Here is an 18809-nt window from a genome sequence, read left to right on the forward strand (position 1 = left end):
GCGGACAAGTACATCACAACAGCACCACATCGTATTGTTCCTGAGAGTACATGGTCTCCACTTGGAACTTGATGGTACGGCCGATGAACGCCTCTAGATCTGCAACGTTGCCTGACTCTTCGTCGAGCAGACGATCTACCACTTTTTGATTGGCCAACACCCTGTATCCCTCTGGCTGATAGGCTCTTGCTTCACGCAATATTTCCCGAAAAATCTCATAGCAAGTCGTTTCCGGGGTTTTTAACTTGCCGCGTCCCTGACAACAAGCGCAAGGTTCACAGAGCACTTGCTCAAGACTCTCGCGCGTACGCTTGCGGGTCATCTGCACCAGACCCAGCTCGGTAATCCCAATGATATTGGTCTTTGCGTGATCGCGCTCTAATTGTTTTTCCAGGGTCCGCAAAACCTGGCGCTGATGTTCTTCATCTTCCATGTCGATGAAGTCGATGATGATAATCCCGCCCAGGTTGCGCAAACGCAGTTGCCGGGCAATGGCTGTAGCAGCTTCGAGATTGGTCTTGAAAATGGTTTCTTCGAGCGTGCGATGGCCGACAAAAGCGCCTGTATTGACGTCAATGGTGCTCATCGCCTCAGCCGGGTCGACTACCAGATAGCCCCCGGACTTCAGCGGCACCTTGCGATCCAAGGCTTTCTGGATTTCATCTTCGACGCCATAGAGGTCGAAAATCGGTCGCTCACCCGGGTAATGCTCAAGGCGATCGGAAATCTCCGGCATCAACTCACTGACAAAGTGGGTGATCTTCTGAAACGTCTCACGCGAATCAATACGGATTTTCTCGGTACGCGGGCTAACCAGGTCACGCAATGTACGCAAGGCCAGGCTCAGGTCTTCGTAGATCACCGAAGGCGAAGGTGCCGACTTCATCTGCCCGGCGATTTGCCCCCACAAACGACGCACATAACGGATATCCACCAGGATTTCATCCGCACCCGCACCTTCGGCAGCAGTGCGCAAGATAAAACCACCGGCCTCTTCACCGCCCTCTGCACCGACACAATCGGCGACCACCTGCTTGAGGCGTTCACGCTCGGCTTCATCTTCGATCTTCAGGGAAATGCCAACGTGGCTGGTGCGCGGCATATACACAAGGTAACGCGACGGCAAGGATAGCTGCGTGGTCAGCCGCGCCCCCTTGCTGGCAATCGGGTCCTTGGTGACCTGCACCACCAGGCTCTGCCCCTCATGCACCAAAGCGCTGATGGATTCGACGGCCGTACCTTCGCGACTGGAAATTTCAGACGCATGAATAAAAGCGGCGCGCTCAAGGCCAATATCAACAAAAGCGGCCTGCATCCCTGGCAGCACGCGAACCACTTTGCCCTTGTAGATGTTGCCGACAATCCCACGGCGCTGTGTACGCTCGACATGGACTTCCTGCAACACACCGTTTTCGACTACTGCCACGCGCGATTCCATCGGCGTGATGTTGATCAGGATTTCTTCACTCATGCGTCCATCTCTTTTGAGATGAAGCTGCAAACTCGGGGAGCCCGCTCGCCCGTGACCTACAACTTCCTTAAGTGTGGACTGGCAAGGTTTGCCAGCACGGAACTGCAAATTCTGCGAGTAACTCAGCTGTTTCACACAGGGGCAGACCCACCACTGCCGAATAACTGCCCTGCAATTGGCTGACGAACACAGCCGCCAACCCCTGGATACCGTAGCTACCCGCTTTGTCTTGCGGTTCACCGCTAGCCCAGTATGCCTGTGCTTCAGCCTCTGAAATACATCTAAAGGTTACCTGACTTGTCACCACCAGGGTTTTGGTTTTATCGCGCGCCACCAGCGCTACCGCAGTCAATACCTGATGCTCGCGCCCAGACAACGCCTGCAAGGTCGCCAGCGCCTCGTCCCGGCTGGCCGGTTTGCCGAGGATAGTACCGTCGAGCACAACCGCTGTATCCGACCCGAGCACGACAGCCTCGGCGGGTGAGTCAAGGGAATCGAAGACCGCCTGCGCCTTTGCCCGGGCCAGGCGTTCTACATAAAGGTCTGGCTGCTCATCGGGCAACACGGTTTCATCTATCGAGCTGACTTGCGTGATGAAAGGCACGCCAATCTGGGTGAGCAACTCACGCCGACGCGACGAACCTGACGCCAGATACAACGTGGCCATGCAGAATTCTCCTTGTCGAATATGGATACCGGGCAAACGTCGGTTTAATTGACGCCCAAGCGCTGCTGAATACTACGCAGGATAACGCTGACCCACGGCCAAAGCAGCACACTGATCACCGCAGGAAGGATAAAAGTAAGGGTCGGTGGACGGCTGCCGGTGAGTGCGTTAAGCCACAGTTGCACCAACTGCGCCAAGCCAAATACAACCATCAACACCAGACACTGCTGCCACATCGGGAACATGCGTAAGCGCTGGTGCAGGCTTAATACCAGAAAGGTAATCAGGCTGAGGATCAGCGCATTCTGGCCGAGCAAGGTGCCATTGAGTACATCCGCCAACAGGCCAAATACCCAGGCGGTTGCCATGCCAACCCGGTGTGGCAGCGCCAGCACCCAATAGGTCAGAAATAGCGCAAGCCACAGCGGCCGACCAATTTCCATAAACGCGGGCAAACTCGAAACACTGAGCAACAGGGCAAACATCAAGCTCAGCCAAACGACCCAGGTATTGCGCGCACGCACACCACTCATTGTTGCGTTCCTTGTGGTTGCGCGGGCGCCGGTGCAGCTGGGCTGGGAGCGGCGGGAGCGGCGGCCGGCGCCTGCTCTTCAGCAGGTGGCGCAGCGCGTGAACCAGGTTCAGTTGACTCGCGGTCCTTGGCCTCCTGCGCTTCAGCCGATTCAGTCGCGCGCTGCTCTGGCGAGCGCGGGTCAGTAAACACCAGCAACATATAACGACTGCGATTGAGATTAGCCGTTGGAATCGCCCTGACAATCGCAAAAGGCTGGCCCGAGTCGTGAATCACCTGCGACACCGTTGCCACCGGATAACCCGCCGGAAAGCGCTGACCCAAGCCAGAACTGACCAACAGGTCGCCCTCTTTGATATCTGCGGTATCAGCAACATGGCGCAACTCAAGGCGCTCAGGATTACCGGTGCCGCTGGCAATCGCACGCAAACCGTTACGGTTCACCTGAACAGGAATACTGTGATTGGTATCTGTAAGCAGCAACACTCGCGCCGAATAGGGCATGACTTCGACCACCTGCCCCATCAAGCCGCGCGCATCAAGCACCGGCTGGCCAATGACCACGCCGTCCTTGGAGCCTTTATCAATCAGGATGCGATGGGTGAACGGGTTCGGGTCAATACCGATCAACTCGGTCGCCAGCACATCGTCATCAACCAGTGCAGCCGAGTTGAGCAACTCACGCAAACGCACGTTCTGCTCGGTCAACGCCGCTAACTTCTGCAGGCGTCGCTGCATCAGCAGGCGCTCGGTCTTGAGTTTTTCGTTCTCGGCCACCAATTCAGTACGCGAACTCAGCTCCTGGGTGGTGTTTTCCCACAGCGTCACAGGCAAGCTGCCCAACCAATACACCGGTTCGACAATCACGCCCAACTGGCTGCGCACAGGCTTGAGCACATCAAAACGCGCATCTACCACCATCAAGGCAGCCGAAAGCACAGCCAGCACCAGCAGGCGCACACCGAGCGAAGGTCCTTTGGCAAATAGCGGTTTGATAGGCGGGTCCTCGTAGCATCAGACATTAACAAAAAGCTGCAAGTGAGCCCGGGGCCCGCCTTGCAGCTTTTGTTTAAGGAAACCCTGAGAAACTACTGCGCTCGATATTACGGCGTTAAAAACTGCTCAAAATGCTCATTTAGGCCACTAAACTCCGCTTTTTCGCATCTTTCTGCCTTGTACTATCTACGCTCGCTACCTTTTCAGAGAATCCCTAAAACGGAAGGCTTTACTCCGTGGACAGCAAGTCCATGGTGTGGCGATCCATCATATCTAACGCTTTACCGCCGCCACGTGCAACACAGGTGAGCGGATCTTCGGCAACAATCACCGGCAGCCCGGTTTCTTGAGCGAGGAGCTTGTCGAGGTCACGCAGCAGCGCACCACCACCAGTCAACACCAGGCCACGCTCGGCAATATCCGAAGCCAGCTCTGGAGGCGATTGCTCCAGCGCGCTCTTGACTGCCTGAACAATAGTCGCCAGCGACTCTTGCAGCGCTTCGAGCACTTCGTTGGAATTGAGCGTGAAGCTACGCGGCACACCTTCAGCCAGGTTGCGACCACGTACATCGACTTCGCGCACTTCGCCACCCGCATAAGCGGTACCGATTTCCTGCTTGATACGCTCAGCAGTCGATTCACCGATCAGGCTGCCGTAGTTACGACGCACGTAGGTGATGATGGCTTCGTCGAAACGGTCGCCGCCAACACGCACGGATTCAGCGTAAACCACGCCGTTAAGAGAGATCAGGGCGATTTCAGTGGTACCACCACCGATGTCCACGACCATCGAACCGCGCGCTTCTTCAACCGGCAGGCCAGCACCAATCGCAGCAGCCATTGGCTCTTCGATCAGAAACACTTCACGGGCACCGGCACCAATGGCCGACTCACGGATGGCACGGCGCTCAACCTGGGTTGATTTGCACGGCACGCAGATCAGGACGCGTGGGCTTGGCTGCAGAAAGCTGTTTTCGTGAACCTTGTTGATAAAGTACTGCAGCATCTTTTCACAGACACTAAAGTCGGCAATGACGCCGTCTTTCATCGGGCGAATTGCGGCAATGTTGCCCGGTGTACGACCCAGCATGCGCTTGGCCTCTGTACCGACAGCAACGACGCTCTTCTGGTTACCGTGGGTACGGATAGCAACGACGGAAGGCTCATTGAGAACAATTCCGCGCTCGCGAACATAAATAAGGGTATTGGCAGTGCCCAGGTCAATAGAGAGATCGCTGGAAAACATGCCACGCAGTTTTTTGAACATGGGATATAGGACCCTAGGAAACGCGTGGGTAAAAAAAGTGCGGCAAACTCTAACAATGGAAGGGATTTTGAGCAAGGCACCAATGTGTTAGATTGCCTGTTTTTCCGGGCTTATGCCCCACCATCGCGGCCTTTGACCACTGGTTTGCGTAATACGTTCCCTGCATATCACATGCATGACGACTCAATCACACTTTCAGGCGGCCTGTTTAAAGGCGGCTTAACACAGGGAAATCCAATGGCGCTTGAACGCTCCGAAGTGGAAAAAATCGCCCATTTGGCTCGACTAGGCCTGAATGACAGCGAAATCCCACAAACTACCGAGACCCTCAACAACATCCTCGGCCTAATTGACCACATGCAGTCGGTCGATACCAGCGGTATCGAGCCTTTGGCTCATCCCTTGGAGGCGACACAACGCCTGCGAGCCGACGAAGTGACTGAAACAAATCATCGCGACGACTACCAAGCAATTGCCCCGGCTGTCGAAAGCGGACTTTATCTTGTTCCAAAAGTTATCGAGTAAGGGAAAGAGCCTAGCATGCATCCACTGACTCTGGCCGAGATCGCCCGCGGACTCGCCGACAAGACATTCTCATCCGAAGAACTGACCCGCACCTTGCTGGCGCGCATTCAGCAACTCGATCCACAACTCAATAGCTTTATCAGCGTCACCGAAGACCTCGCGATCCAGCAATCCAAAGCCGCTGACGCACGCCGTGCCGCTGGCGAGACTGGCGCTTTGCTCGGCGCCCCTATAGGTCATAAAGACTTGTTTTGCACCCTCCACATTCGCACCAGCTGCGGCTCGAAGATGCTCGACAACTTCAAGGCGCCCTACAACGCCACCGTGGTTGAAAAACTGGCGTCAGCTGGCGCGGTAACCCTGGGCAAGCTGAACATGGACGAATTCGCCATGGGTTCGGCCAACGAGTCCAGCCACTATGGCGCGGTGAAAAACCCATGGAACCTTGAACGTGTACCTGGCGGCTCGTCTGGCGGCTCAGCGGCCGCTGTGGCGGCACGCCTGCTGCCTGCAGCCACCGGCACGGACACTGGCGGTTCGATTCGCCAACCGGCCGCGTTGACCAACCTCACCGGGATCAAGCCGACCTATGGCCGCGTCTCGCGCTGGGGCATGATCGCCTATGCATCCAGTCTCGATCAGGGCGGTCCATTGGCCCGCACCGCCGAAGACTGTGCCTTGATGCTGCAAGCCATGGCTGGCTTCGACCCGAAAGACTCCACCAGTGTCGATCAGCCGGTTGATGATTACCTGGCCGCTCTGACCAAGCCGCTGACCGGTTTGCGTATTGGCTTGCCGAAGGAATACTTCAGCGCCGGCCTCGACAGCCGTATCGCTGACGCGGTGATGGCAGTGGTTGAGCAACTGAAAGCCCTGGGCGCCACGGTTAAAGACATCAGCTTGCCCAACACCCAGAACGCGATTGCCGCTTACTACGTCATCGCCCCGGCCGAAGCCTCATCCAACCTGTCACGCTTCGACGGCGTGCGCTTTGGCTATCGCTGCGAGAACCCGGTCAACCTTGAAGACCTTTACAAGCGTTCGCGCGGTGAAGGCTTCGGCGCAGAAGTTAAGCGTCGGATCATGGTTGGCGCCTACGCCCTGTCTGCCGGTTATTACGATGCCTACTACATCAAGGCCCAGCAAATCCGCCGCCTGATCAAGAACGACTTCGTGGCTGCATTCAACGATGTCGATGTAATTCTTGGCCCAACCACGCCAAACCCGGCGTGGAAACTTGGCGAGAAGAGCAACGATCCTGTCGCTGCCTACCTTGAAGACATCTACACCATCACCGCCAACCTGGCCGGTATCCCCGGTTTGTCGATGCCCGCTGGTTTCGTTGACGGTTTGCCGGTCGGCGTGCAACTGCTCGCCCCTTATTTCGAGGAAGGTCGCCTGCTCAACGTGGCGCACCAATATCAACAAGTCACTGATTGGCACACTCGCGTGCCAGCCGGATTTTAAGGATCACTCAGATGCAATGGGAAACCGTGATCGGGCTGGAAATTCACGCACAGCTCGCGACTCAGTCGAAAATCTTCTCGGCCAGCGCCACCACGTTCGGCGCCGAGCCTAACACCCAAGCCAGCCTGGTTGACCTGGGCATGCCCGGCACACTGCCGGTGCTCAATGCTGAAGCCGTGCGCATGGCGTGCATGTTTGGCCTGGCCATTGATGCACATATCGCCCCGCGCAATATTTTTGCGCGTAAAAACTACTTCTACCCGGACCTGCCAAAAGGCTACCAGACCAGCCAGATGGACGACCCAATCGTCGGCATCGGCCACCTGGATATCACCTTGGAAGACGGCACTGTCAAGCGCATCGGCATCACCCGTGCACACCTTGAGGAAGACGCCGGCAAAAGCCTGCACGAAGACTTCCAGGGCATGAGCGGAATCGACCTTAACCGCGCCGGTACGCCACTGCTGGAAATCGTCTCGGAACCAGATATCCGCAGCGCCAAGGAAGCCGTGGCCTACGTCAAGGCGATCCATGCGTTGGTGCGTTACCTGGGCATTTGCGACGGCAACATGGCTGAAGGCTCACTGCGCTGCGACTGCAACGTATCGGTGCGACCAAAAGGCCAAGCTGAATATGGCACCCGCGCCGAGATCAAGAACGTCAACTCGTTCCGCTTTATCGAAAAAGCCATTAACCATGAAGTCCAGCGCCAGATCGAGTTGATCGAAGACGGCGGCAAGGTTGTTCAGGAAACCCGCCTGTACGACCCGAACAAAGACCAGACCCGCTCAATGCGCAGCAAAGAGGAAGCCAACGACTACCGTTACTTCCCCTGCCCTGATTTGCTGCCGGTGGTTATCGAGCCGAGCTACCTCGAACAACTGCGCGCCACCCTGCCTGAACTGCCCGTGCAAAAGCGCGAGCGTTTCGAAGCCCAGTTTGCTTTGTCCGCCTACGACGCCAGCGTGCTGGCAGCCAGCCGCGAGATGGCCGACTACTTTGAGGCGGTTGAGAAAACCTGTGGCGACGCCAAGCTGGCTGCCAACTGGGTGATGGGCGAGCTTTCCAGCCTGCTCAACAAAGACAACCTCGATATCGAGCAGTCTCCGGTCAGCGCTGAGCAACTGGGCGGTATGATCCTGCGCATCAAGGACAACACCATCTCCGGCAAGATCGCCAAGATGGTCTTTGAAGCCATGGCGGCCGGTGAAGGCTCTGCCGATCAGGTCATCGAAGCCAAAGGCCTCAAGCAAGTCACCGACAGCGGTGCAATCGAGGCCATGCTTGATGAGGTGCTCGCCGCCAACGCCGAGCAGGTTGAACAGTACCGTGCAGCTGAAGAAGCCAAGCGCGGCAAGATGTTCGGTTTCTTCGTCGGCCAGGCCATGAAAGCCTCCAAAGGCAAAGCCAACCCGCAACAAGTGAACGAACTGCTGAAAAAGAAGCTCGAAGGCTGAGAAGTCATCGCACGGAGAGCGAACTGATCACTTCGCGGCGCCACGCCCAACAAGCCAGAGTTCCTGACTTTGTAGGGTGAGTGGCGCCTTTTTCATCCACCATGAGTAGCTGCTGGTAGTTATAACCGACGCCGCTCGTAAGAAAATGCACACCTTGGTATTTGAGCGGCACATGGAGGGCAAGTCGCGCATTGCACCAACCTAGGTTTTTCGGAGCCCGCATGCAACGTTCACTGTTGATCCTCGGACTGTTCGGCCTACTGGCCGGTTGCGCCAGCAACACCATCGACAGGCCTGGCTCCGCGACTACTGGCGTGGGCTACACCGCAACAGGCAACGCCTCCTATTACGGTGCACAACATCACGGCAACAAAACCGCCAGTGGCGAGCGTTTCGACCAGAACGCACTCACTGCGGCGCACCGCAGCTTGCCGTTCGGCAGCCGTGTACAGGTCACCAACTTACGCAATGATAAAACCGTGATAGTGCGCATTAATGACCGCGGCCCGTTTGTGCGCGGACGGATCATCGATGTCTCGAGAAAGGCTGCCGAACAACTCGACATGATCCGTGACGGCGTCGCTCCGGTGAGCATCAAACAGTTGCGCCCATAGCCAAGCCACGACAGGTAAAGTCTGGTTACCAATCACCCGATTTATTTATAGCGCCAAATCTGCGGCTGGCTAAACTAGCCGCATCTTTCTGGAGCCCCGTATGACGTTACTGACATTTGTGTATTTAATTGCTGGCTTGGTGCTATTGGTGGCTGGAGCTGAGGTTTTGGTGCGCGGCGCCGCCAAGCTGGCAGCGCAATTCGGCATTCCGCCGCTGGTGATCGGCCTGACCGTGGTTGCCTTTGGTACCAGTGCCCCAGAAACCGCTGTCAGCGTACAGTCAGCAATCAACGGCAGTGGCGACCTGGCCATTGGTAACGTGGTCGGCAGCAACATCGCCAACGTATTGCTGGTACTGGGTGCGACCGCGCTGATTGCACCGCTGATTGTTTCGCGCCAGTTGATCCGCATGGATGTGCCCTTGATGATCGGTGCCAGCCTGCTTACCTTTGGCCTCGCCTATGACGGCGACCTGAGCCGCATTGACGGCGCAATATTGTTCACCGGCATCGTGGCCTACACCTTCTTCCTGGTGCGCAGCAGCCGCAAGCAAGGCGCCGACCAAGCCAACGATGAATTTACCGAAGAATTTGGCCTCGACCAACCGGCCAAACCCAATGCATGGCTGATCAACCTGCTGCTGATTGTTGTTGGCCTGGTGCTGCTGGTCGGCGGCTCGCACTTCCTTGTTGAAGGCGCAGTAACGCTGGCCCGCGCCTTGGGCCTGTCTGAATTGGTCATCGGCTTGACGGTGATCGCCGTTGGTACATCCTTGCCAGAGCTGGCGACGTCGATTCTTGCAGCGTTCAAGGGCGAGCGAGATATCGCCGTGGGCAATATCGTCGGTAGCAACCTGTTCAACCTGCTCAGCGTGCTTGGCCTGGCGGCACTGGTTTCGCCAAACCCTATTTCGGTATCGCCCAACGCACTGGCGTTCGACTTCCCGGTGATGATTGCCGTCGCAGTGGCTTGCCTGCCGATTTTCTTTACCGGCTACCGAATCAATCGCTGGGAAGGCTTGCTGTTTCTGGCTTATTACGGCGCCTACACCCTGTATCTCGTGCTATTCGCCACCGGCCGGCCGATTGTTGAAACCTTTGGCCACGCCATGATCGGCTATGTCATTCCGCTGACGGTGGTCACCTTGGTCATTATCAGCGTGCGCAGCTGGCAGAAACAGCGACTGACTTGATACTCAAATCACGGGAGCAGGCAAACATGAGCAAAAAACCTCTAGACGGCGAACAGGTGCGCCGCGAAGTCATGGGCGATGCCTACGTCGATCGTGCCCTGGGCAATGCCACAGCCTTCACCCAGCCGCTGCAGGATTATGTCAACGACCATGCCTGGGGCGGGGTTTGGAACCGTGAAGGGCTGGAGCGCAAAACCCGCAGCCTGATCACCCTTGCAGCACTCACCGCGCTGAAATGCCCGCAGGAGCTAAAGGGCCATGTGCGCGGCGCCTTGAACAATGGCTGCACCGTCGAGGAAATCCGCGAAACCCTGCTGCATTGCGCTGCATATGCTGGGGCTCCAGCTGCAATCGATGCATTCCGCGCCGCCCAGGAAATCATCGACGAGCATCAGCAACAAAATGGATGTGCCCCCTAGCAGATACACCTGTGTAGTTCTGTGGCTTGTTGCCCACCACACTCAATAGCGCACTCAGTGCCTTTGGCTAATGATTACGCCCTAGGCATTCCTGGCCGCATCAAGCGACTTGCCCAGTTCATCAGCCTCTTTACCAAGCGCCGCTAAAGCCTCCTCACTCTTTTTGGCCTCGGGCGACAGCTCGTCTTTGCCCCGCAGCACAAACTGAATCAGACGGTCTTTTGATACCCATGTACTTTTCTCCGGGCAAAGAAAAACCCGCCGAAGCGGGTTTTAGATGAAGACTCATAAGTCTGAGGAGCTAATGTCAGTTACTACTCAGACAAACCAATGTGTGGTTGCAACCTTATCTAGGCTGTACAGGACAACTGAAAGAGATACCCCGGATCATTGAATGCCTTGCCAGTTAGGGCTTCCAGATGACTAATCTGTTCAGCAGACAAGTCATATTCATAGATTGCATCTTCCGGGTCTTGCCAAGTCATTATCTCGGCCAGTTGCTCAAGGTGGCCCTCGGGTATATCGACACGAAAAGCTAATTGCTCACTGTTTTTGTCGAAAGCCAGGATGGAGTGTTTCATTTCTCAACCTTTCGTTTAGGGTTTGCAGGTTTCGTCTGTTCACCGGTTTCTGGATTGTACTCGCCGAGATGTTTACCTTGTTTGTCGTACATTTCGACAGTGCCGTGCTGATAGTCCCATTCAAAGATTCTGCCGGTTTTCTCTTTCCAACGTTTTCTCTTCTGGCCTCCCCCTTTCACAAAAGTTTTTGAGGGACTAAGCACAGCGTTTGGAAATGCCTTCAGCTCACCAGGCGCTGGGTAATACTTCTGATCAGCAAATCCTGCTGGCTTAGCAAACACCACATACAACGGCGGCACACCCGTTTCAACCGGCAGCACCAGAATGTAGTCCTGCCAGGTCACATCATCCGCAGCGGGATAGATTTCGATCTGGCTGTCGCCGTTTTCAGCGACCGGATGTACCAGAATGTTTTCCAGCTCATCGGTAACGCCCGGATACGTTGTTGGGGCTTGTACCACTGGACCGTTATTGGGCGACCAAGTGACAGTCACACCGTTTAGCCTGGCCTCAAAGACACTGCCCACTTTGCTCCATTCGGTGACTACCGGCACGCTGTCCATACCCGAAAGCTCACTGGTATGCAGGCCATACACGCGCATGATGCCTTCAGCATCCCGACGGAACTGAAAGCGCACGCGGGTTGGCGCCATGCTCATTCCGCGCAGCTGTTCCTCGGTTAAGGTCGAGTCACCCATTTGCGTTGGCCACAGTGCGAGTAACAAGGTACTGGCTGCTGTTCCTGCCGCAGCAGCTACGCCACGCAAACTCCAACTGCCGAGAGTTTCAAATGCAGCCTGCCCGGCGACCCGGCCAAGAGTTGCAGTACCCTCTGTGCTTGCGACTGCCGTTGAGCCCAACACAACGGTTTGACCAAAGTTGCTCGCAGGCTCGACCTGAGTACCAGCCTCAGTAGACTCAGTTGGCACGGTACAGGTCTTGGCGAACACGCAATCATTGATTGGCGCCAGCCCACGTACATCATTGAGCGGAATACCCGCCGTGTGTTGGCTGCTGTAGCTGCCATCGCCTATAGCACGGGCCCAAACCTGAGTGGCAGCATTGGCCCTGACAGCCAGACCGGGATCAATACCAACAGCGGTATCAGTCCCTGCATGAATAGTACCTTGGGTAGCAATTAGCCGGTTGCTACCGTACGCACAACCGCATTTAACCGCATGTCCATGGGTGGCCACGGCTAAATTTTCATCAATGAATGTCGGATTACCTTCAGCGATATAGCCCATGCTTTTGCAGGCTGGACACCATACCGGGTCAGATATTCGAGCCAGTTGGCGGTGTTCGGCGATAAATGTAGAAGAACCCGCAACCACTTTGCCGCCTGTGGTTGTCGGGTCACCTTCCCTGATGACAAGAGCCATTGCGATCCCTCGTAGGCATTAAAGGCCCGAGCCTAGCAAAGGTTTACCCGGCAAGACAGCACAAGCTCATCAAACCTGACAATCACTCGCCACTCACATCAGCGATGTTTTCTTAGGAGCTAAATCCAACCAAGCATCTTCAATATCAGCAGGCCAATGTTGATTGAAACCACTGCGCCGAGCGTGGTTATCACGATAATCGCGGCGGCCAGTTCATGGTTGCCGTTGGCAGCCCGTGCCATGACATAGCTCGCCGCCGCGGTTGGGCTGGCGAAGTAGAGAAACAGCACCGCCAGATCAGCATCGCGAAAACCACATAGCCAGGCGCCAAGCGTTGCCAGAATGGGTAGCCACACCAGCTTCATCATGCTTGAGCCAAGGGCAATATCGCTGCTCTGGCGCATGGATGCCAGGGACAAGGTGCCGCCAATACAGATCAGAGCCAAAGGCAGCGTCATGTGCGCAAAGTACTCGGCTGAAGCCAACAACCACTGCGGCAGCTTTATCTGCCAATAGGCAAATGGCACCGCCAATGCCACGCCGATGATAAGCGGGTTGGTCAGGATGCTTTTGCACAATGTTCGTGGATCGGTCTTGGCGCCGGGGCTATAGATCGCCAGCACCAGCACGGAGAGGATGTTGTAGCAAAAGATCACCACCCCAGCGAGCACGCTGCCTACCGCCAAGCCATAGTCACCGTACATGCTGGCCGCCAAGGCCAGGCCGACGACGCCATTGTTCCCGCGAAACGCACCTTGAGTGTAAATACCGCGCTCAATCTCAGGACAACGCAGAATCGCCCAACCCCAAGCCACACAGAAGGTCACTATTGTGGCGAGTACGAAATAGATAATCAGCCCAGGCTTGAAGGCCTGACTCATGTCGGCGTTGACGATACCGAGAAACAGCAAGGTCGGCATGGTGCCGCGAAATACCAGCTCGGATGCCGTACCAATGAAGTTATCGTCGATCCAGCGCAAACGCTTGAGCACCACACCGAGAAACAGCATGGCAAATACCGGTGCGGTAATACTGACGGTTTGCAGAACGATTTCGAACACAGCTGCCTCAGTCCAATTCCAAGCGTCTAGGTATCTAGGTACGTTTTGATCTGGAGAACAAGACAAGTCCGTAGCCTGCTAACAATAATAGCAAGCTTGCCGAACAAAAGGTTTGAGTCATGCTGGACATGTTCTGCGTTGTCGGCCAGTCCCATAAGGCGCGAGGCAAGGCAACGCGTTCATGGACTGCTTAGCGACGCACCGGACGCTTCTGCAATTTGCGCTGCAAGGTCCGCCGATGCATGCCAAGGGCACGGGCAGTCGCCGAAATATTGCCTTCGTGTTCAGCCAATACTCGTTGAATGTGCTCCCATTGCAGGCGATCCACCGACATCGGGTTTTCCGGGACCAGACTGTCGAGGTCGGCGTGCTGCGTCAGCAAGGCGGCCAACACGTCATCTGCATCGGCCGGTTTGCACAGGTAATTGCAGGCACCGCGCTTGATCGCCTCTACAGCAGTGGCAATGCTCGAATAACCGGTGAGTATCACCACGCGCATCTCAGCATCGAGTTCAAGTAGCTTGGGCAGAAGCACCAAGCCAGAATCGCCGTCCATTTTGAGATCGACTACGGCGTACTCCGGTAAATCCTGCTCAGCCAGCAACAAGCCTTCTTCGGCAGAACCGGCGGTCGATACACGCAGGCCGCGACGGCTCATTGCCCGCGCCATCACCCGGGTAAAGGTAGGGTCGTCATCGACCAGCAACAAATGCGGCTGTTCGTCGCCTTCAAATAGTGCTTCTTCAGACATGCTTTACTCCTTGGGGGCCTCTGAAAAACTACTGCGCTAGGTATTACTGCGTTAAAAAACTGCTCACAGCCTTCAGGCTGAACGCACTTCAGTGCGGCCCGAAGGGGTGAGCAACGCGAATCAAATGCGCATTTACTGCAGTAAACTCCGCTTTTTCACACTTTTTTGCCTTGTACTTCCGTCGCTCGCTACCTTTTTCAGAAGCTCCCTTACTGGTCGCGTTTATGCACGGCCATAGGCACGCGGCAGTTTCAATTCAGTGAGCGTGCCACCCTCTTCATGGTTATACAGTTTAACCGTACCACCGGCTCGCGTAACGCTGGCTTGGCTTAAAAACAAGCCCAGGCCAAAACCTTTGCCCTTTGTGGTGAAAAAGGGGCGCCCCAACTGCTCGGCAATCGCCAGCGGAACACCTGCACCAAAATCGCGGATGGTCAGGTACAGCCACTGATGGTCCCAGTCCAGGCGGATATCCAACTTATCGGGGTGTGCATCAGCAGCGTTATTCAACAGGTTAAGCAAGGCCTGGGTCAGATCTGCTGGCGGCATCAGGCGCGGCGGGGTACCTCGGCCCAGACACTGATAACGATAGCTTGCTTCGGGGCGCATCAGGTGCCAGCGATTGAGCGTAACTTCAAGCCATTCAACACTCGACTGCTCGACAACTGCCAGGCGGCGATCTGCCTCGGCGGCGCGCACCAACTGTTGCAGCGTGTCTTTACACAGCTTCACTTGCTCTTGCAGCACGGCTAGATCCTCCTGCAACAGAGGCTCAGGATGCTCACGGCGCAACTCTTTGATCAGCACACTCATGGTCGCCAACGGCGTACCCAGCTCATGTGCCGCGCCCGCAGCCTGAGTGGCAACCGCGAGCAGTTGCTGATCACGCAGGTTCTCTTCGCGGCGTTCGGCGCGCTGTTGATCCTGGCCACGCAGCTCCTCGGCCATTTTCGCCACAAAGAAGGTGATCAATCCGGCGGCCATGGCAAAACTCAGCCACATACCGTAGATCAGCAAGCTCTGACGTTGCTCTTGCGGCACATCAATTGAATGCGACCACACCAGCAGCAAGGTGTAACCGGTTAGCGCCAGCCCTGACAAGGTCACGGTGTAGAGCCACGGCAATGTCGCGGCCGCAATGGTCAAGGGCACCAGGTAATAAGACACAAAGGGGTTGCTGGAGCCGCCGGAGTAGAACAGCAAGACGCTGTGGATAATCAAGTCGAAACTCAGCTGCAGTGCATACTCCTGCTCGGTCACCGGCCAAGGCCCCCGTAAACGCAGGGCGGTAAGCAAGCACAGGATCAGAGACAGGCCCAGGGTGACGCTCAGTTCAAACCAAGGCAGCACCAGCAAGCCTGATTTATAAACCAGCCCCACCGCGCCCGCCTGAGCGGCGAGCACCAAAAAGCGGATCAGGATCAAACGCCTGAGGTTTTGCCGACTGGCCGACAACAACTGCACCGGTGCGAGCATAAGCTCTCCAAGAACGCCTGTAACAAGTTCTGGCGAGTATAACCAAGCCACCGAACGGCTTAGTGCGTCAACACGCCGCAGCCGAAGCTTTTTGCAACGGCTCGCGGCTGAACAACGCCGGGCTGGAACACTCAAAGTCGTTTAAGGGCGCCAGATAGCCACGTTACCAACCCTGGTCAACAAGCCTTGAGGCTGCGCTGTTACTGTTTAAGCAAGCTGGCGTTGGTCGATTTATTTTTTATTTTGTTTAACCCGGATCGGCGACAAGCACCGTCTACCCTTTTGAACCCAGTGCGCATGCTGTGCGCCAACTCGACAACTAAGGAAGTCTCCATGCAACCAATGTCACGTTTCCCACGCTTTGCCACCGCTCTGTTACTCACAGCCGGCAGCCTGCTGAGCCTCTCGGCACAGGCTGAAGATGCCCACTACAACCAAGTGGCGCTGCGCGCAGAAGTCAGCGAAGAAATCGCCCATGATCTGATGCACGTGACCTTCTATACCGAGTCGCAAAATACTGACCCAGCAGCGCTTGCTGCAGAAACCACCCAAACCCTCAATGCGGCGCTGAAACAAGCGCGCGCCGTGGAAGGTGTCAGCGTGGCGACCGGCAGCCGCAACAGCTATCCGGTGTATGACGACAAAGGCAAGAAGATCATCGCCTGGCGCGAGCGCGCCGAAGTGCGCCTTGAGAGTGCGGACTTTGCCAAGTTATCCAAGCTCACCGGTGACATGCTGAAAACCATGCAGATGGGCTCAATGAGCTTCAGCATTGCCGACAACACACGCAAGAGCAAGGAAGACGCCATGCTCAAGGATGCGGTGGAAGCCTTCAAAGCCCGCGCAGACCTGGCCACTCAAGCCCTGGGTGGCAAAGGCTATAAGCTGGTGAGCCTGAACATCAACAGCGGTGGTTTCCAGCCACCAATGCCCATTCGCATGGCGCGCGGCTCAAGCATGAAAATGATGATGGACTCGGCACCACCCGAAGTTGAGGCGGGCACCAGCCAGGTCACAGTTAATGCCGATGGCGTCATCGAGGTGCAGATGCCCTAAAAGGTAACACTTCACGGCACCACAATTGCTCAGCGCCGCTATGCTTCTGTAGCGGCGTTTAGCCATAACTGAGCCTAAAGTTTGTCTAAATGCGACAGCAAGTTACACCACACCCACTGATAGCCCTATTTATGACTTAACGCACTTGTCTCCGGCATGTGCCCTGCATAGTTTGACCCAAGGTCTCCACAAGGGGCCCCTCAACATAACCACAACAACCATGAGGTTCCTATGCGTAAGAATGCCGTCATCCAGGCAATGCTCGTAGCTGGACTACTCGCCAGCGCGCCATTTGCCCAGGCCGCAAGCAATCTAGTGTTTTGTTCAGAAGGCAGTCCCGCAGGCTTTGACCCTGCGCTCTACACCACAGGCACCGACTTTGATGCGGCCGCAGAGACCGTATTCAATCGCCTGACTCAGTTTGAACGGGGCGGTACCGCGGTCATTCCTGGCCTTGCCGAAAAGTGGGATATTTCCGATGACGGCCTGACGTACACCTTCCACCTGCGTCCCGGCGTCAAGTTCCACACCACCGATTACTTCAAGCCAAGCCGCGACTTTGATGCAGATGACGTGCTGTTCACCTTCCACCGCATGCTCAACAAAGACGATCCATTTCGCAAAGCCTACCCAACAGAATTCCCCTACTTCACCGACATGGGCATGGATCAAAACATTGCCAAAATCGATAAAGTCGATGACATGACGGTGCGTTTCACCCTCAACACCGTAGACGCTGCGTTCATCCAGAACCTGGCCATGAGCTTCGCCTCCATCCAGTCCGCTGAATATGCGGCCCAACTGTTGAAAGAAGGCAAAGCCAGCGACATCAACCAAAAGCCAATCGGCACTGGTCCGTTCGTGTTCAAGCGCTATCAGAAAGATGCGCAGATTCGCTTCACCGGCAACAAGCAATACTGGAACCCGGACGATGTGAAGATCGACAACCTGATCTTCGCCATCAACACCGACGCCTCGGTGCGGATGCAAAAGCTCAAGGCCGGTGAATGCCAGGTCAGCGTGTTCCCACGCCCCGCAGACCTCGAATCGCTCAAGGCCGATGCCAAGCTGCAACTGCCTGATCAGGCAGGCTTCAACCTTGGCTATATCGCCTACAACATCGAGCACCCGCCGTTCGACAAGCTCGAAGTGCGTCAGGCGCTGGATATGGCGGTCAACAAAAAAGCCATTATCAATGCGGTCTACCAAGGTGCGGGCCAACTGGCCGTCAACAGCTTGCCGCCGACCCAATGGTCTTATGACGACAGCATCAAGGACGCTCCCTTCGATCCTGAAAAAGCCAAGCAGCTGCTCAAGGACGCGGGTGTAAAAGAAGGCACAGAAATCACCCTATGGGCCATGCCGGTACAACGCCCGTACAACCCGAATGCCAAGCTGATGGCTGAAATGCTGCAAGCAGACTGGGCCAAGATCGGGATCAAGGCCAGGATCGTCAGCTATGAGTGGGGCGAGTACAACAAACGCGCCAAGGCAGGTGAACACGATGCGCTCCTGATCGGCTGGACCGGCGACAATGGTGACCCGGATAACTGGCTGGGCGTGCTCTACGGTTGCGATGCAATCGGTGGCAACAACTACAGCCGCTGGTGCGACAAGGACTTCGACGGCTTGGTCAAGAAAGCCAAAACGCTTAACGACAAGGATGAGCGCAGCAAGCTCTATATGCAGGCGCAGCACATCCTCAAGGACAACGTGCCTATTACCCCAGTGGCCCACTCAACCGTGTTCCAGCCAATGAGCAAGTCGGTCAAGGGCTTCAAAATCAGCCCGTTCGGCCTTAACTCGTTCTACGGCGTAAGCGTCGAGAAATAACCCTGGCAGCTGTTATCCAGCCGAGCAACCCTCGGCTGGATAACCGGGCGCCGGCACCCTAC

The 18809-nt window shown here is 56.1% G+C and carries 18 protein-coding genes; 8 read left to right on the top strand and 10 right to left on the bottom strand.

What is annotated here, in order from left to right; translation table 11 throughout:
* Positions 1-13 precede the first annotated feature (13 nt).
* The 5 genes from rng to mreB all read right to left on the bottom strand — a co-directional run bounded on the left by rng (position 14) and on the right by mreB (position 4933).
* On the bottom strand, positions 14-1471 hold the full coding sequence (rng, locus tag AACY26_RS04690; protein ID WP_339511437.1) for a ribonuclease G: 1458 nt from the start codon (positions 1469-1471) through the stop codon (positions 14-16).
* A 67-nt stretch (positions 1472-1538) separates the two neighbouring features.
* A complete protein-coding gene (locus AACY26_RS04695; RefSeq protein WP_339511439.1) occupies positions 1539-2138 on the bottom strand; it encodes a Maf family protein in 600 nt (199 codons plus the stop codon).
* A 44-nt stretch (positions 2139-2182) separates the two neighbouring features.
* Positions 2183-2671, bottom strand: coding sequence for a rod shape-determining protein MreD (gene mreD / locus AACY26_RS04700; protein WP_339511442.1), 489 nt, complete (start codon positions 2669-2671; stop codon positions 2183-2185).
* Positions 2668-3630, bottom strand: a complete 963-nt coding sequence (mreC, locus tag AACY26_RS04705) for a rod shape-determining protein MreC (RefSeq protein WP_445261272.1) — start codon at positions 3628-3630, stop codon at positions 2668-2670. The genes mreD and mreC overlap by 4 nt, the downstream gene beginning before the upstream one ends.
* A 265-nt stretch (positions 3631-3895) precedes the next feature.
* Positions 3896-4933 (bottom strand): rod shape-determining protein MreB, encoded by a 1038-nt coding sequence (gene mreB / locus AACY26_RS04710; protein ID WP_010489781.1) that lies wholly within the window; start codon positions 4931-4933, stop codon positions 3896-3898.
* A gap of 237 nt (positions 4934-5170) precedes the next feature.
* Here mreB and gatC point away from each other — a divergent pair, with 237 nt between their 5' ends.
* The 6 genes from gatC (at position 5171) to AACY26_RS04740 (ending at position 10607) form a co-directional block, all read left to right on the top strand.
* On the top strand, positions 5171-5458 hold the full coding sequence (gatC, locus tag AACY26_RS04715) for an Asp-tRNA(Asn)/Glu-tRNA(Gln) amidotransferase subunit GatC (protein ID WP_087518118.1): 288 nt from the start codon (positions 5171-5173) through the stop codon (positions 5456-5458).
* Positions 5459-5473: 15 nt separating this feature from the next.
* On the top strand, positions 5474-6925 hold the full coding sequence (gene gatA / locus AACY26_RS04720; protein WP_339511443.1) for an Asp-tRNA(Asn)/Glu-tRNA(Gln) amidotransferase subunit GatA: 1452 nt from the start codon (positions 5474-5476) through the stop codon (positions 6923-6925).
* An 11-nt stretch (positions 6926-6936) separates the two neighbouring features.
* The gene (gene gatB / locus AACY26_RS04725) at positions 6937-8382 is read left to right on the top strand and encodes an Asp-tRNA(Asn)/Glu-tRNA(Gln) amidotransferase subunit GatB (RefSeq protein WP_339511445.1); all 1446 of its coding nucleotides are present in this window, start codon (positions 6937-6939) and stop codon (positions 8380-8382) included.
* Positions 8383-8603: 221 nt separating this feature from the next.
* Positions 8604-8996: a septal ring lytic transglycosylase RlpA family protein gene (locus AACY26_RS04730; RefSeq protein WP_339511448.1), complete on the top strand. Its 393-nt coding sequence runs from the start codon at positions 8604-8606 to the stop codon at positions 8994-8996.
* A 100-nt stretch (positions 8997-9096) separates the two neighbouring features.
* The gene (locus AACY26_RS04735; protein WP_339511450.1) at positions 9097-10188 is read left to right on the top strand and encodes a calcium/sodium antiporter; all 1092 of its coding nucleotides are present in this window, start codon (positions 9097-9099) and stop codon (positions 10186-10188) included.
* A gap of 26 nt (positions 10189-10214) precedes the next feature.
* Positions 10215-10607 (top strand): carboxymuconolactone decarboxylase family protein, encoded by a 393-nt coding sequence (locus tag AACY26_RS04740; protein ID WP_339511451.1) that lies wholly within the window; start codon positions 10215-10217, stop codon positions 10605-10607.
* 350 nt (positions 10608-10957) lie between these two features.
* Here AACY26_RS04740 and AACY26_RS04745 read toward each other — a convergent pair whose 3' ends face one another.
* From AACY26_RS04745 to AACY26_RS04765, 5 genes are all read right to left on the bottom strand, one after another.
* Positions 10958-11188, bottom strand: coding sequence for a DUF7683 domain-containing protein (locus AACY26_RS04745; RefSeq protein WP_339511453.1), 231 nt, complete (start codon positions 11186-11188; stop codon positions 10958-10960).
* Positions 11185-12570, bottom strand: a complete 1386-nt coding sequence (locus tag AACY26_RS04750) for an S-type pyocin domain-containing protein (protein WP_339511455.1) — start codon at positions 12568-12570, stop codon at positions 11185-11187. The genes AACY26_RS04745 and AACY26_RS04750 overlap by 4 nt, the downstream gene beginning before the upstream one ends.
* 119 nt (positions 12571-12689) lie before the next feature.
* Positions 12690-13631: an AEC family transporter gene (locus AACY26_RS04755; RefSeq protein ID WP_339511457.1), complete on the bottom strand. Its 942-nt coding sequence runs from the start codon at positions 13629-13631 to the stop codon at positions 12690-12692.
* A gap of 190 nt (positions 13632-13821) precedes the next feature.
* Positions 13822-14382, bottom strand: coding sequence for a response regulator transcription factor (locus tag AACY26_RS04760; protein WP_087518125.1), 561 nt, complete (start codon positions 14380-14382; stop codon positions 13822-13824).
* A 222-nt stretch (positions 14383-14604) separates the two neighbouring features.
* Positions 14605-15858, bottom strand: coding sequence for an ATP-binding protein (locus AACY26_RS04765; protein ID WP_339511461.1), 1254 nt, complete (start codon positions 15856-15858; stop codon positions 14605-14607).
* 342 nt (positions 15859-16200) lie between these two features.
* Here AACY26_RS04765 and AACY26_RS04770 point away from each other — a divergent pair, with 342 nt between their 5' ends.
* Together AACY26_RS04770 and AACY26_RS04775 are read left to right on the top strand one after the other, a co-directional pair.
* Positions 16201-16914, top strand: coding sequence for an SIMPL domain-containing protein (locus tag AACY26_RS04770; RefSeq protein WP_339511746.1), 714 nt, complete (start codon positions 16201-16203; stop codon positions 16912-16914).
* A gap of 231 nt (positions 16915-17145) precedes the next feature.
* On the top strand, positions 17146-18747 hold the full coding sequence (locus tag AACY26_RS04775) for an ABC transporter substrate-binding protein (protein ID WP_339511463.1): 1602 nt from the start codon (positions 17146-17148) through the stop codon (positions 18745-18747).
* Positions 18748-18809: the final 62 nt, after the last annotated feature.

Origin of the sequence: Pseudomonas sp. RL_15y_Pfl2_60 (assembly GCF_963970595.1) — a bacterium.
GTDB lineage: Bacteria > Pseudomonadota > Gammaproteobacteria > Pseudomonadales > Pseudomonadaceae > Aquipseudomonas.